Source organism: Vibrio floridensis, from assembly GCF_021852965.1.
In the GTDB taxonomy this organism is placed as follows: Bacteria; Pseudomonadota; Gammaproteobacteria; order Enterobacterales; family Vibrionaceae; genus Vibrio; species Vibrio floridensis.
In genome coordinates, this window is sequence record NZ_JAKGCY010000010.1 from 19,357 (window position 1) to 33,663 (window position 14,307).

Here is a 14,307-nt window from a genome sequence, read left to right on the forward strand (position 1 = left end):
ATGAACCGAATCGTAACCTTTTTCATCTTGTCCATGGCGCTGCTTTTCCCACAGTTTGCATGCGCTAAAAGCATTATCGCTAGCGTTAACAAAACCAAAGTGTCGAAAAATGAAGTTGTGCAACTCACCGTGCGAGCAGATTTTTCGCTTGATGCCGATGACATTGACTTTTCATCACTCAACCAAGACTTTTTTACCTCTGGCCCAAGGTTTCTCTCATCAAGTAACTACACCAACGGCAAGTCTTCCAAGTTAAGTGAGTGGACACTTTCGATTGCACCCAATCGAGCTGGGTATCTCACGATTCCATCTTTCAGTGCAGAAGGAGTAAGCAGTGATCCTATCGTGCTGGAAGTGTCTGTGGATCAACATGAGCCAAAGCAACAAGAGATCGTTCAATACGCATTACAACTGGCTCAAGACACACTCTATCCACAACAATCGACACAACTCAAAGTAGAAATCCGCATTTTGGCGGATCCGCGTCGTCTTGAAAATCCGCGAATTGCTCCACCAGCAATCTCTGGGATGCAGTTGGAACCTCTGGGGCAAAGCCGTCAGTATCAACGTGTTGAAAATGGTCTGCAAATTACCGTTATTGAACAAAATTACCGTCTGACTGCGGAAACTGAAGGGCGATTTGAGTTGTTCGGTCCACGCCTGACAGGTTCATACATTTACGGCGATAGCCTAACAGGATCGACCAAAATTCTCACACTGGACGCCCCAGCATCAAGCCAAGTACTGACCGTTAAGCCAATCCCTACCCACGCGGTCAAACCTTGGTTACCTGCTGCTGAGTTAACACTAAAACAAGCTTGGCTGGGTAATAGCCCATCCACTGACCAAGTGGAACAAGGCAGCAGCGTGACTCGTGAAATTACGTTGACCGCAAAAGGCATTGACCAAAACTTGCTGCCTTCTTTGACCATTAACTATCCTGATTCTGTCAGGGTGTACAGTGAAAAGCCGGTGGTGATACAACAAGCCGATGGCGTGGTTGAAATGAAAGTAAAACAAGTGCTGATTCCGACAACCACAGGCGAGCTCACACTCCCCTCTTTGCAGTTGGACTGGTGGAACACACAAACCGATCAAGCAGACAAAGCCTTTCTCGAAGGACGGCAGTTGAACATCACGCCAAGTACGGCGCAAGTTTACACGTTGCCAGTGGGCAGTGACGAACCTGAAGCTTCTACTGACGCTCAGCATTCAGAGATACATTCTGCCCCCAATCACACCAATATTTGGTTTTATCTGACTTGGGTATTTGCCGCCTTCTGGCTGCTAAGCTCAATCTTAGCGGGTTATTGGTACAAACGCGCTAAAACGGTTCCACGCCTAGAAGGCAAAGGCGAAGAGATATCACACGTTTCACCGTCGCTTGAGCAGTGTTTAACCAGTGGTGATGCCATTCAAATTGAAGCGCGCGTACGCGCATGGATCAAACAACATGCTCCCAATGCAGAACTGCTCAGTCAAATTGAACAAGAGTTGCATCTACTGCATCAAGCAACGTACGCCCATGACAGCGGTAAATGGCCATCTGACAAATTATCAACTCTGTTAAAAACGCATGGAAAATCACCTAACTTTAACGATGATTTTTCGCTGCCAAAACTGTAACTCATCACTGCTTAGTGCAAACAAAAATCCCTTATGTGCACCAGATCTGCACATAAGGGAATGAACGCTGACATCAAGGACGTGACGAGTCATCGCAACGAGAACAACTACTTACTTAACGCGCATGTCTCTGCCACATTTTCCTCGTTGGCAGAGAACAAACAGACACAGTTTCTACCTCGCTCTTTTGCTTGGTAGAGTGCCACGTCGGCTTGTTGATACAATTTATCAAAATGAAGGTCTCTCCCTTTTACCGTATCGACTGAAACACCGATTGAGACAGTTAATACCTCTCCACTTGGGTTCACTTTATGGCGGATTTTTTCCTTTTCGATACAGTCTCGGATGCACTCCGCACGTTGATAAACTGACTTTTCGTCGCTGCCTATCATAAGCAAAACGAATTCTTCACCACCAATACGACAAAAGACCTCTTCTTTTCCTGTGCTGTGATGATCGAGAATGTGGCCAATACGCATTAACGCGATATCGCCCTCCAAATGACCATAGTGATTATTGAACAGCCCAAAGTGGTCAATGTCGATGAGTATCAAGCCAAGGGAAAGAGCTTTGTCATCTTCACGTAAGCAGATCGATTCCATGACATGCTCTAGCATCCGCCTATTACCCAATCGGGTAAGGGGATCTAGCTTAGAAAGGATATCCAGTTGACGGTTGGCTTCTTCAAGTTCCTGCGTACGCTTACGCACTTCCTTTTCTAAGTTTTCATTGAGTTCACTGATCGCTTCTTGAGCCTGGGTTCTTTGGAGAACTTCCGCCAAGCTCGATGCAAACATCCTTAACACTTCACGCAGTTGTGAGGTCAGCGGAGAACGAGTCAATAAATTATCCACTGCAATAAAAGCAATCGGGACTTTTGTGTTGCTGGTTAACAGCGTCATTGCCCCCCAACCGAAACCAACAATATTGCAATCATGATAAATCGGGACCGACTCTTCAAACGCCACTTCATTAGGCATAGAACGAGCCAAATTGATCAAAGCATAATCCTGTGTTTCACCAAAAAAGTACGATTCATCAACCACATTGCCTTGGATATCCGTTCCCCAAGTGCCTTGCATATACGTGCAGTGTTCATCGGTTAAAAATACCGCCATCCGATCCACACCAAGGTGTTTGATGGCAAAGGAAACTGCAGATTTGCAAACATCACTCACGGTGACACAGCGTGAGAGCTCAACCATACTCGAGTGCAGCATCCTGACATTCTGCTCTTGGCGCTTGCGAATATAAATTTGCGATAGCAGCGAACCAAAAGATTGCAGCATCTGCTTTTGATAACTGGTAATCGGCTTACGGTGAATGAAATTATCCAGCGCCAACCAGCCGAACGGTTCATGGCCATCACGTAGAATCAACATCACATTCCATCCCTGCCCAACCACTTGGCCTGCGGTATACAACGGAGTCTCATTCAACACAACTAGGTTGGTATCGCGAGAAGAAAGCGCGGTGACGTAATCTTCACCAAGTTGGTGTAAGTCATACTGGGTATGGAACTCGCTAACGGTATTGCCGTGTTCATCCGTACCATAGGTACCGTTGAAACACCGTTTTTTCATGTCAAGCAGCATGAAGGTCGAACGGTCAAACCCGAGTCGATCGCGCAGCGCTTCGACCGCCATACGATAGAGATCGTTGAGCGAGCTTGGATTGGAGATTTCCAACGCTACCTCTTGAACCAACTTCATGTTGTCGATGAACTGTTCGCGCTGATTGATTTCGTCAATGTATTGCGCTTCTCGAATGTCACGATTTTTGATTTCTAAAGCAGCCTGCTTTTCCGCTCTGATGCATTGCCACCTTGCGGCCACCAATTGCATAACATCATGCGTTTTTTCATACACATCGTCTGTCGAACCGACTTTCACACCTTGGATCAAAATATAGGTTCGTAGCATCGGGAAATTATCTAACATCATGATGTAGCTGTTGCTGCCCAGTAACGTTGTGTAATCCCAGCTGCAGGTGTTGATGGCGAGTGGAATTAAGCTTTCGGAGGTATCGAACTGCCTTGCCCATTGCCAAAATGCCGAAGGAAAATCGATAAGCGACGCCGGCTCACCGCTCGAAAAGCGCACTGAAAGAGATTGATTGACGCTAGGGTCATCAAAAATGACCATCGCTTCAACTTGCAGCAATTTGGAGAGGTAATCAAACATCGTCTCAGCCAGCAATCGATGATCTCTGGTTGAGGACACTTTGCGCATAAAGCTTCGGAAATCCACTGTGCTAACACCGTTTTTCTATTACAGATTCCCCAATAAGGTATCGCGCCAACACTGTGCAATCAAATGCATTCAAAATCAGCTGTTAAGTCGTTCGCATTTTCCTATCGGATTATGTCTTAAGCGAGAGAGTGTTGGCATTTTTTCTCTTGGTGATGATAACGCTTGCATCAATTTATAAATTTGCTGAATAACAGAATCGCAGCAAGCAACCGCAAAACGAATAGACAAAAAAGCCCCTCTGAATAGAGGGGCAAAATACCATCGCTTATAGTTATAATTTCGTCTCACTATTGCGCTGTTTAGGCGCTGTGTTTTTAACCAAAGTCACCATTCACGTAACCACGTGTGCGATCGTCTCGCGGTTCACTGAAGATCACTTGGGTATCATTATGCTCGACCAATTCACCCATTAAGAAAAAGGCGGTGCGATCCGAAATGCGTCGTGCCTGTTGCATCGAGTGCGTCACAATCACGATGGTGTAGTTCTTCTTCAGCTCTTCCATCAGTTCTTCAATTTTATGTGTCGCAATGGGATCAAGCGCAGAGGTTGGTTCATCCATCAGGATCACATCCGGCTCCATCGCAATGGTGCGCGCGATACATAAACGCTGCTGTTGACCACCAGAAAGGCCAAAAGCATGCGATTTTAGACGATCTTTCACTTCGTCCCATAACGCCGCGCCACGTAGTGAACGCTCGACCACTTCATCAATCTGTTTCTTGTCTTTGATGCCTTGCGCACGCAAGCCATACGCGACGTTTTCATAGATGCTCATCGGGAATGGGTTTGGCTTTTGGAACACCATGCCCACCTTAATGCGCAGATCCGCGACATCAATATTGCCGTAGATATCTTCGCCATCCATTGCCAACTTACCGGTGATCTTCACCCCTTCAATCAGGTCATTCATTCGATTCAGACAACGTAGTAAGGTTGACTTCCCGCAACCAGATGGCCCAATCAATGCGGTGACTTGACGAACCGGAATGGGTAGATGGATCGATTTCAGCGCTCGGTTTTCACCGTAATACAAGTCTAGGTTTTCGATATCAAATTTGTTCATAGTCTTCATCTCTCAATTCTTTTTTATCTGCGTTTTAAGCAACTTTTAGGTTGTTTTTACGTTAGTAAGTCGCTGTGTTAAAACGTTTTGCAATTAACTTGGTTACCATGTTGATCAACAGCACCACCACAATCAGTACCGTGGCTGTGCCATACGCTTGATTCCACTCTTCGATAGTAAACAGCTCAGTGGTCAGTTTATATAAATGTACGGTGAGGGTGCGTCCAGAATCCATTAACGACTCGGGAATACGTGCCACCATGCCTGCGGTTAAGAAAACCGGCGCCGATTCACCAATCACTCGGCCAATACTCAAAATGACAGACGTAATGATGCCTGGCATTGCGCTTGGCAGAATCAATCGCCAGATGGTGTAGATCTTTGATGCCCCTAAGCCATACGAACCTTCACGGTAAGTCTGTGGCACTGACATTAACGCTTCTTCTGTGGTGCGGATAATCACGGGCAGAATCAGGATGCTTAAGGTCAGTGCACCAGAAAGAATCGAGAACCCTAAGCCTAGAATAGCGACGAAGAACGTCATACCAAATAGGCCAAAGATGATCGAAGGAATACCCGCCAGCGATTCGGTGCAAAAACGAATTACCTTCACCAATCGGCTGCCCACTTTGGCGTATTCGGTTAGGTATATCGCCGTCATGATGCCAAGTGGCGCAGCAACGGCGATCGAAGCGATGACCATGTATAGGGTTGAGACGATCATCGGGAAGATGCCGTGCTCATCACCAGTGCGAGTGTAGTTGTCGGTAACAAAACTCCAGTTCACGTGCTGTAAACCGTTAGAAAGAATGTACCAAATGATCCAAAACAGGAAGCCAACGGTCAGTGCAGCCGCAGCCCATACCATGGCGCTTAACACACCATCTTTAAACTGTCGTGATTGTTTTAGTTTTGCGCGTTCCATAATTCAATCCTTAAGCTGCAATTACTTGGCTTTTTCGCGGTTGAGATAAAGCAGTACCGCGTTAAGCGCCATAATGAACACCAGCAATACAACACCTGTCGCATACAGCGCATTGGCGTGCACGCCACTCGCATAGGACATTTCAATGGCGATATTGGCGGTTAAGGTGCGTGCGGAGTCCAGCAGACCTTCTGGCATGGCTGGGGCATTGCCCATTACCATGATGATCGCCATGGTTTCACCCAGCGCACGGCCGATGCCGAGGATAACGCCAGTCATAATGCCGCTGCGTGCTGCAGGAACCAACAACTTAAAGATCGTAAATATTTTGGATGCGCCCAGTGCCAGTGAGCCTTCTTTATAGGCACGTGGTACCGCGCGAATCGAGGTTTCTGAAACCGTGATGACGGTCGGTAAGATCATCACCGCCAACACGATGATACCTGCCAGAATCGTGTTGCCCGCAGGAACATCAAACAGCTCCTGAACCAAAGGCACGATGATGACTAAGCCAAAGAAGCCATAAACAACCGACGGAATCCCCGCCAACAACTCGACTGCTGGTCGAATAATATCGGCAACCGCTTTAGGCGCAATTTCTGCAATAAATATCGCGGTGAGCACGCCCACAGGCACGCCAACCAAAACGGCGCCAAAAGTTGAAATCATCGAAGCCACAATCATGGTTGCCACGCCATAAAGCGCCGGCGGTAGCCAATCTTGACCTAAAACGATGCCAGAAACACCCGCTTCTTGAAACGCAGGGATACTCTCTCGAATGATAAAATAAGCAATAACCGCTAAGGAAACGATGCCGATAACGGCACTGGTGAGAAACAAACCATGGAAAATACGCTCGCGCCAATCGATGCGCTTTTGCGTACGTAAACGAGGTTTGCCGATAGCTTTAGCTTCTCTATTCATAAGCTGTTCACTATTAGTTGCGATGGTCATGAATCTAATCTCACAGTTCGAATAAATCGAATTGGATGGAAAACGCTCAGCCCAAAGTTAGGGCTGAGCAAATTAAACGAGCTTTGATTAGTTAACTGAGATGTAGCCTTTCTTTTCGACGATGGCTTGCGCTTCAGGCGTCAGCATCCAATCAAGGAACTTTTGCGTTTCAGCAGATGGTTTGCCCTGCTTGTAAAGAACAAGGAATGGACGAGCGACTTTGTAAGAGCCATTTTTCACGTTGGGAATAGACGCATCCGTGCCATCGATAGCTAGCGGGTGAACCGACTCATCAACAGTACCTAGCGAGATATAACCAATAGCGTAAGGGTTTGAAGCCACCATGGTTTTTAGTGCGCCGTTTCCATTCGCGACTTGAGCACGTTGAGAGATTGCAGACACTTCTTTACCCGAGATTTTCTTCTTCAGTTTAAGAATGTCTTCAAATGCGCCACGTGTACCTGATGCTGTATCACGAGTAATCGCCACGATAGGTTTGTCTTCACCACCGACCTGTTTCCAGTTCGTCACTTCGCCTTTGTAGATGGCAGAAACTTGCTCAGCAGTCAGACCTTTCAATTTGTTTTTTGGGTTTACCACCACTGCAATGCCATCACGAGCGACGACTTCTTCTACCAAAGTGGCTTCTTTCTCAGACGATTTTAGGTCACGTGAAGACATACCGAGATCTGCTGAACCGTTTTTCGCCGCTTTGACACCCGCCGATGAACCAGGGCCTTGAACTTCAATAAAAACTTCAGGGTTTTTCTTCATGTATGTTTCAGAGAAAACTTCCATCAGTGGCGTTACGCTACTAGAACCCACTGCAGAGATCGTTTCTTTTGCTGAAGCACTTGTCACTGTCAGAGCGCTCATAAGAGCGATCGCACCGATTACTGTCTTTTTCATCACAATATCCTTTATTGGCCGAATTGCCGTTGTGTGTCACTTGAACGATGCCCACTTTAGAATGTGAATATGACAGTTGTGTTTCACTTCATTGAACCCTCTGTGACACATTGCTGACAGTTGTGCTAATAAACCTAGCCATCGATCAGTATCAATGTGTAACAAATCGTATGAAGCCATCCCCTCACTTTTTGGCAATAGATTCGTTATGAAAACGGTTTTATTGAAGAGCTCATTCTTTAATCTAGTTTTTTTACTCTATAAGAAATCATGCTTTACGCGCATTGTGAGCCCTCTCGGAGAATTGCTATTTACCCGTCAATATGAGAGTGACCACCAACCACTAATGACATTTGTAACGAAATAAGTCATTGAATACAGTTGACGAATGGTTACAATCAGCCACTAATAAAAATAAAACAATAATATTCATTCTCATTAATTATTTGTTCACAGAGGGTCGTTTTTAATGCGTCGTTTTCTTAATTCACTTTCGATAAAAGCGCAGGTGTTAGTGCCCGTTGCTTTTACTATCGTATTGCTTCTAGGAGGAGTCACTCTTGGAGCAAGCAACTTAAAAAACGCTTTTGAGCGTGTGACGGTTTCCACCGAGCAACTCATCGTCCACAAAGGTGAGCTCGGTGAAATTGTCGATAACATGTACGGGATGCGCATTAAAGCGATCTATAGTCTATTTCGACCTGATGACCTCACCACGTTTATTCAAGTTTTGTCCGAAAAACAAAATGATATCCGCGCCTTGCTCAATAAGGTTGAAGCGGTACCGGGATTGAAAAACGAAGTTGAGGAAATGCGTCGCGCGTTAAATCACTACGTCGACTACTCTCGCGATGTCATGCTTCCTTTACTTAAGGTGAAACATGGTGAGAGCTACCTCTCATCCGATTTTCAACAACAGTACGATGTTGCGATGACCGCTTACCGCAAAGCCGGAGAAGAGATGGTCAAAGCGATTGACACACTGTCGCAAAAACTCAATCAGGTGGCGATTGACGATGTTAAAAAGAACGGCAGTCAGCACAGTTCAACACTCACTCTCTCTGTTTTCGCTATGTTGGGTATTCTCGCCGTTGCTGCTTCTATCAGCATGGTGCTCGCACACATGATTGTTAAGCCTATCCGTTCTTTGCAGCAAACCATGCAAGCCGTGGCGAAAGGTAATCTACTAGTCGAAGCGCAAGCCGAAGGCCAAAATGAAGTCGCACAGCTGGCTCAAGACGTGAATACCACCATTCATCAACTGCGTAATACCGTAGACGCATTGGTTCGTATTAGCGTGGATGTGGCGTCAGCCTCAACAGAGCTTGCCGCTGTGATGACACAATCGAGCGTCAATTCTGATCAAGAGAAAAATGAAGTGGAGCAAGTCGCCTCTGCCGTTAGCCAATTAGAATCGACAGCTGCAGATGTCACCGCCAATGCTGTAAAAGCGGATACGGCGTCTAGCCAAGCCAACCAATTGGCAAAACACACTCTCAGCATGTTTGAACAAAATAATCGCGCCAACGATAAGATGGCTGAGCAGCTCAATCAGGCGGCAGGTGTAGTGACTTCGCTGAAAGTTCAGTCAGAGCAGATTGGTAAAGTGATCGAGGTGATTCAAAGCATCTCAGAGCAGACCAACCTACTGGCACTGAACGCGGCCATTGAGGCGGCTCGCGCGGGAGAAAGTGGTCGAGGCTTTGCAGTGGTTGCCGACGAAGTTCGTATGCTCGCCGCAAGAACGCAGGATTCCACCAAAGAGATCCAAGCCATTATTGAAGAGCTGCAAACGCAATCTGGACGCGCGAATGAGAGCATGAACTCCAGCCTTGAAACACTGGCGAGCAATCAAACACTGGCGGGCGAAGTGAGCCAGAGCCTAAGTGAGATTAGCCACTCGATTGAAGAGCTCACCTTGATCAGCGCCCAAGTGGCGACTGCGTCTGAAGAGCAAAATCAAGTGACCAAAGACATTAACCAAAACTTGAGTAACATTTACGAGCTGGTGAGCCAAAATGTCACGGGCATTACTCAAGCGGCGGCAGCGAGTCAAGAGCTCTCCTCTCTCGCGGAGAATCAAAAAGAACAGTTAGGATACTTTAAAGTCTAACGTCAACACACTGATCACACGCCCTGCCTTTTGGTAGGGCGTTTTTTTGTATAAACAAAAGCGCATCGAATCTCGATGCGCTTTTGTTATTGCAAGTATACTTTTTTGATAGCCGTTAGTTATTGCTCAGTCACCAGTAAGACACTTAGGCCTTGAATCTGTGCGTGGTGATACACTTCGCCATTGGCACTATCAAAGCTCAGTGCTGACGCACCTTGTGTGGAAGGTGTGTTGCTCCAGATATACGCCGTCAAGTTACCCAGCTCTACTGCGTACGCTGAACCCCAAGCGCGAGCATTCAAAGATGGGGAATGGCACGCAGCCTCCGTTAAAGAGACTAACTCTTTAATGTTGGCCATTCGCCAGCCACGCTTACCAGCAAAATTGAACAAGGCGTGGTTGGCGTTTTCATCATCGACCGCTTGCGCCGTTTGCAACGCACTTTGCCAGTTCTCTAACTGGGCCTCGCCTTCACAGCGCTCTTGAGTCTGATTCCACTGCTGGCCAACGGCACAACGCATCCAGGTTAAACCCGTCTGCTTGTCGGTCACGGTACCGAGCTCAGAGTAACTAAAACGGGCATTCGATGCCGTTGGGGTCAAGCTGTCTAAGCATTGCTGCTCTGCCCATACCGAACTTGAAGCAAGAACCAGCGCCAATGTTGTGAGTGTTTTTTTCATCTTAGTTCCCTTTTGCTGCAACCATGCGGACAGGTAGTTGGAAAGAGCTGCCGGAATCGGCTGCCACCGTGTCGGAATAAATTTCAAAGTATTCGATTTGGCCTCGGTCTTCACCCAACAGTCGCACCGCCGCCGATTGGATGCTGCCTTCGGTCGCAAACGCGTTGTATTGCGTAAATTTCACCGTTGATGTCCATACGTAGCCATACGGATCCAGATCGGTATGCCCCAATGATTGCTGCGGGAAGTAACGCTGATTCAATCCTTTTTGTTGGCCGGTTTCCGTTTGGGACTGCTCGCCGAAATCGATGAGATTGTAGAATTCTTGCACCGTCGGTAAACGCCAGTTGGTTTGCCCACACAAGGTTTGCTGACTCAGTTGCGCCGCGTAATCTTGCGTGGTACAAATGTTGTCGCCCGCATCGTGGCAGCCAGACGCTGCAAGATCTTCCGCGTACGGTTCAAAACGAGGTAACTTGAGGGTAAAAATACGATCGCGATATTGAAGCGACTGCTCATCGGCACTCTTGTTTTCCCAGATCAAGCCTGTACGCAGATCTTGAACACAAGACCACTGCTCAGCGTCATCTGCTAATGGGTTACCATTGCCATCGAGCTTGACCAGTTTGAAACCATTTTGTGTGCTTTCCTGCCTATCGAGTCGATCAAAACCAAATGAAGCATCTTGGCCAGGATAATGCTCACTTGGCGCGTTTTCTAAGCTCACACTGTTGCCAGAGAAGTGCTTAACAACCCCGGTATCGTTGATCACTTGGCGTTGTATTGGCTGGTTTCTGATCGCTTCGAGCCACTGCTCAATGGTTTGCTCGCTTAACGCATCCGTCGCGAAATGTTGTCCAGTAAACTGCAACTGGTGGGCAATTTGCGCCAAAATACGCGATTGCTCATGGCTGTTTACTTTACCCAGCACTCGGCGCACGTTCTCGTTCAACACCTCAAGGCCATTCGGTTGGCTTGTCGTCAGAAGATCGTCTCCCACCGCAACGCCCGCATCCGCTAACTGTTGTTGTAATTTCTCTTTGGCAACCGTCACGGTAGCGCCTTCATTGACCATGGCAGAAATCAATGACGTGACTTCATTGATCACCAGGCCTTTTTCTTTGCTCTGACCCGGCGTAGAAAGAAAGAGGGTTTGATTGCCCGCCAACGCGACTTCAGCTAATACCGGACGACTATAGAAGGTTTTGCTGGTCGACTGAAAACGAAACTGACCATTGCCATCCAACACGATGGCGCTTTCCGTTTGATCGCAGCGCGAGTTCTGGTTGTAGTCCACACATACTTTGGTGTTCGTGCTGTTCGCTTCCGCCAGCGCAACTTGACCGGATAATGAATAAGTGGGCGCCGTGGTGCTGGCACCGCCACCAGATGATGAACCACCACAACCTGCCAAGAGCAGCGCGGAGGCAATAAGGGAATAGTGTCGTTTCATGTTGTTTTCTTCTGCTTAGCTTAAATTTTGACGAGAGCAGTGCACTCGCGCCATAAAAAGGGTGAATAGGAACCAGATAGTGAAAGGGGAAAGAAGACCACCCTCTCTTTTTGAGGCTGTCACTGAGTTAGTATTCTGTTCGGGCTTTACAACGCATTGGTATTGCTCAAACTGGCTGATGCCCCACGCGTTTAACCGACCTTGATTGCCTTCGATGGAATCCATGATCTCTAGACGCCAGCGTCCCCAGGCTTGCTGACCGAGTAAGGGCACTAATTGCGCGTCGTGAGCCACCGTGAAATAACCTTTGAAGCCGTTGCCCTGACTGATTTGGTGATTCCAAAGCACCAGCTTGTCACCTTTTGGTGACGTCAAAGTGATGGACAGATCCGCCATTGATGCGTGGTCAATATCGAGATAAATGGCGAACTGTTCGCCAATAGTGACGTCGCGATCAAGAAATGTCTGCGAGAAGATCTGTTGCCCGACGTTAAAACGGCCCTGCGCGTCAGTGCTGGCATCATTCAGTCGTACGTCCATCTGCTGCGCACGGTTGAGTAACTGAGGAACACCTCGCACCAAGGTGATCAACTCTTGCCACTGCTGCTTTGCCAGCCAAGGCTGATGACGATAATCGGCCTCCACTTGCGCGATAAACGGCTGGCCACATACCAATCCTTCTGGTAACTCCGCGCTTAGGGTAAATGAATGAGTTAGCAGGCTCTGCTTTTCCACCAAGATCTGTTGCTGAAGAGAAAGTCTTGCTTCAACGTCTGCAGCTCGACCATTGGCCACCAGCTCAATGGAGAGCGGTTTCGCATCCGTGATGTATTTACTTTCAAGACGGCTGATAAACGGCGCTTTTAACAAGCCATGTCGTTTAAAATGGCGCTGCAAAATCTCAGCATACGGTTTTTCAGGATAAAGAGTGGCAGCGGCCAGCACGGTGCTTTCCGCCAAATCGTGCATCTTTACACCGCGCCCGACGCCATACATACCTTGCAAAACGATCGTATCGAACTCGCGAAACACACGCTCATCCCCTTCACCGAGCAAGGTGACCGACTCCTTCAGGGCTTGGAACAGCGGCGTTGACCACAATTCATCACCCAACTCACCCCCAACACTTTCGTGCGCTCGATAGTGGCCATGTTCAAAATAGCGCGCACGTTGGTTCCACAAGCTTCGAGTTGAGAGACGATTGCCAAACACGCCATCCCAATTGAATACTGTATCCAGTTCAAACTCTTGGCCACGCCTTGCGGCATCGAGATATTGCTGACGATAACTGTGACTGCCAGCCCAATAATCACCGAACCCTTCGCCGATCGCGCCGCTATGGCCATATGCCCAATCGGGCACAATTTGATAGTGAATACCGTGGCCAAACTCATGCAAGATAACATCGGCATCCATCGCATCTGGTGAAACGCCGCCCAAGCCAAACATCGCCGCCTGAGGGCCTTTATAATAGGTGGAGTTGTTGGCGGACAGTCCACGCCCATCAAACTTTAATGGTTCATTAAACAGCGCATAGCCCAATGTTTTGGTGTATTCGAGCGAATGATCAAGATGGTAAAACGCCATCACTGCCAAAAAACGCGGATCATTGCTCTGCAGCGTTTGCAGATCCGCCAATGCTGCAAAATGGCTAATCCCCGACGTCTCCGCAAAACCGCTTTCGTCTCTGACTGGCACACCATCTTGTGCCTCCACTGAAATCAGCGCTTTCGCATCCACTTCGACCACATTTCGGTTGCGTAAAAAATAACCCTGATCGGTTTTTAGCAAGCTGACGTTTCGGCGTTGATATTCCATCACGCCAGGGTAGTCATCCATGCTATTCCAGCCACTGCTTGGGGCCGGAAGTTGTTGTTGCGTGCGAAGATCTGGGTCAAATACCTGTATTTCAACCGTTTCGAGTTCACCTTGTTCCAGGGCGGGGGGAAAATCCGCCTCTAATCTTCGAGGGTGTTCCAACTCCACCGCCGTGGTTGGTTCGCCATTGAGCAACACCGTGTTTTCTAAACTACGAAACACGCGCGCCACTCGGTGCTGCTGATCCGTTGTCACCACAAGGCTCTTTTGCTGTTGGTACTGCCCATGTTGCCAAACATCAAAATTATAGTGATGGCCCAATAGTGAGGTGGTTTGATACCTAAGTTTAAATTCGCCCTGATCAGCATAATGCTGCTGAACAAACTGCTGCACTTGCTCGGCACTATTCAAGGTCACTCGCTCTTCGGGGTAATCCCACTGCGCTGCGTTAGCCAGCGGATTCATCGCCAGTAGCAGGGCAAGTAAGGTGAGTTTGCTCTTCATTTTCGACTC

General features: G+C 47.8%; 10 protein-coding genes. 2 read left to right on the plus strand and 8 right to left on the minus strand.

Annotated features, from left to right (window positions below):
- Positions 1-1,626 (plus strand): BatD family protein, encoded by a 1,626-nt coding sequence (locus LZU85_RS14760; RefSeq protein ID WP_237287464.1) that lies wholly within the window; start codon positions 1-3, stop codon positions 1,624-1,626.
- A gap of 107 nt (positions 1,627-1,733) precedes the next feature.
- Here the strand turns inward: LZU85_RS14760 and LZU85_RS14765 are convergent, their stop codons facing one another.
- The 5 genes from LZU85_RS14765 to LZU85_RS14785 form a co-directional block, all read right to left on the minus strand.
- A complete protein-coding gene (locus LZU85_RS14765) occupies positions 1,734-3,875 on the minus strand; it encodes a diguanylate cyclase (RefSeq protein ID WP_176299444.1) in 2,142 nt (713 codons plus the stop codon).
- 317 nt (positions 3,876-4,192) lie between these two features.
- On the minus strand, positions 4,193-4,942 hold the full coding sequence (pstB, locus tag LZU85_RS14770; RefSeq protein ID WP_176299445.1) for a phosphate ABC transporter ATP-binding protein PstB: 750 nt from the start codon (positions 4,940-4,942) through the stop codon (positions 4,193-4,195).
- A 61-nt stretch (positions 4,943-5,003) separates the two neighbouring features.
- The gene (pstA, locus tag LZU85_RS14775) at positions 5,004-5,867 is read right to left on the minus strand and encodes a phosphate ABC transporter permease PstA (RefSeq protein WP_176299446.1); all 864 of its coding nucleotides are present in this window, start codon (positions 5,865-5,867) and stop codon (positions 5,004-5,006) included.
- A 21-nt stretch (positions 5,868-5,888) separates the two neighbouring features.
- A complete protein-coding gene (gene pstC / locus LZU85_RS14780; RefSeq protein WP_176299447.1) occupies positions 5,889-6,821 on the minus strand; it encodes a phosphate ABC transporter permease subunit PstC in 933 nt (310 codons plus the stop codon).
- 87 nt (positions 6,822-6,908) lie between these two features.
- Positions 6,909-7,730: a phosphate ABC transporter substrate-binding protein gene (locus LZU85_RS14785; protein WP_176299448.1), complete on the minus strand. Its 822-nt coding sequence runs from the start codon at positions 7,728-7,730 to the stop codon at positions 6,909-6,911.
- Between the two features lie 469 nt (positions 7,731-8,199).
- On the opposite strand from LZU85_RS14785, the gene LZU85_RS14790 reads away from it, so the two are divergent.
- Positions 8,200-9,843 (plus strand): methyl-accepting chemotaxis protein, encoded by a 1,644-nt coding sequence (locus tag LZU85_RS14790; protein WP_176299449.1) that lies wholly within the window; start codon positions 8,200-8,202, stop codon positions 9,841-9,843.
- Positions 9,844-9,962: 119 nt separating this feature from the next.
- Here the strand turns inward: LZU85_RS14790 and LZU85_RS14795 are convergent, their stop codons facing one another.
- Genes LZU85_RS14795 through LZU85_RS14805 form a run of 3 tightly spaced genes read right to left on the minus strand, consistent with a single transcriptional unit; the run spans position 9,963 to position 14,298 of the window.
- The gene (locus LZU85_RS14795) at positions 9,963-10,523 is read right to left on the minus strand and encodes an Lcl C-terminal domain-containing protein (RefSeq protein ID WP_237287465.1); all 561 of its coding nucleotides are present in this window, start codon (positions 10,521-10,523) and stop codon (positions 9,963-9,965) included.
- A 1-nt stretch (position 10,524) separates the two neighbouring features.
- Positions 10,525-11,976, minus strand: a complete 1,452-nt coding sequence (locus LZU85_RS14800; RefSeq protein WP_237287466.1) for an Lcl C-terminal domain-containing protein — start codon at positions 11,974-11,976, stop codon at positions 10,525-10,527.
- 15 nt (positions 11,977-11,991) lie between these two features.
- Positions 11,992-14,298, minus strand: coding sequence for a proprotein convertase P-domain-containing protein (locus LZU85_RS14805; protein WP_237287467.1), 2,307 nt, complete (start codon positions 14,296-14,298; stop codon positions 11,992-11,994).
- Positions 14,299-14,307 lie beyond the last annotated feature (9 nt).

Excerpts from the sequence above, each read along its gene's own strand:
- pstB (WP_176299445.1), bottom strand. The coding sequence starts at position 4,942 with ATGAACAAATTTGATATCGAAAACCTAGACTTGTATTACGGTGAAAAC.
- LZU85_RS14805 (WP_237287467.1), bottom strand. The coding sequence starts at position 14,298 with ATGAAGAGCAAACTCACCTTACTTGCCCTGCTACTGGCGATGAATCCG.
- pstA (WP_176299446.1), bottom strand. The coding sequence starts at position 5,867 with ATGGAACGCGCAAAACTAAAACAATCACGACAGTTTAAAGATGGTGTG.
- LZU85_RS14785 (WP_176299448.1), bottom strand. The coding sequence starts at position 7,730 with ATGAAAAAGACAGTAATCGGTGCGATCGCTCTTATGAGCGCTCTGACA.
- LZU85_RS14800 (WP_237287466.1), bottom strand. The coding sequence starts at position 11,976 with ATGAAACGACACTATTCCCTTATTGCCTCCGCGCTGCTCTTGGCAGGT.
- LZU85_RS14760 (WP_237287464.1), top strand. The coding sequence starts at position 1 with ATGAACCGAATCGTAACCTTTTTCATCTTGTCCATGGCGCTGCTTTTC.
- LZU85_RS14795 (WP_237287465.1), bottom strand. The coding sequence starts at position 10,523 with ATGAAAAAAACACTCACAACATTGGCGCTGGTTCTTGCTTCAAGTTCG.
- LZU85_RS14790 (WP_176299449.1), top strand. The coding sequence starts at position 8,200 with ATGCGTCGTTTTCTTAATTCACTTTCGATAAAAGCGCAGGTGTTAGTG.
- pstC (WP_176299447.1), bottom strand. The coding sequence starts at position 6,821 with ATGACCATCGCAACTAATAGTGAACAGCTTATGAATAGAGAAGCTAAA.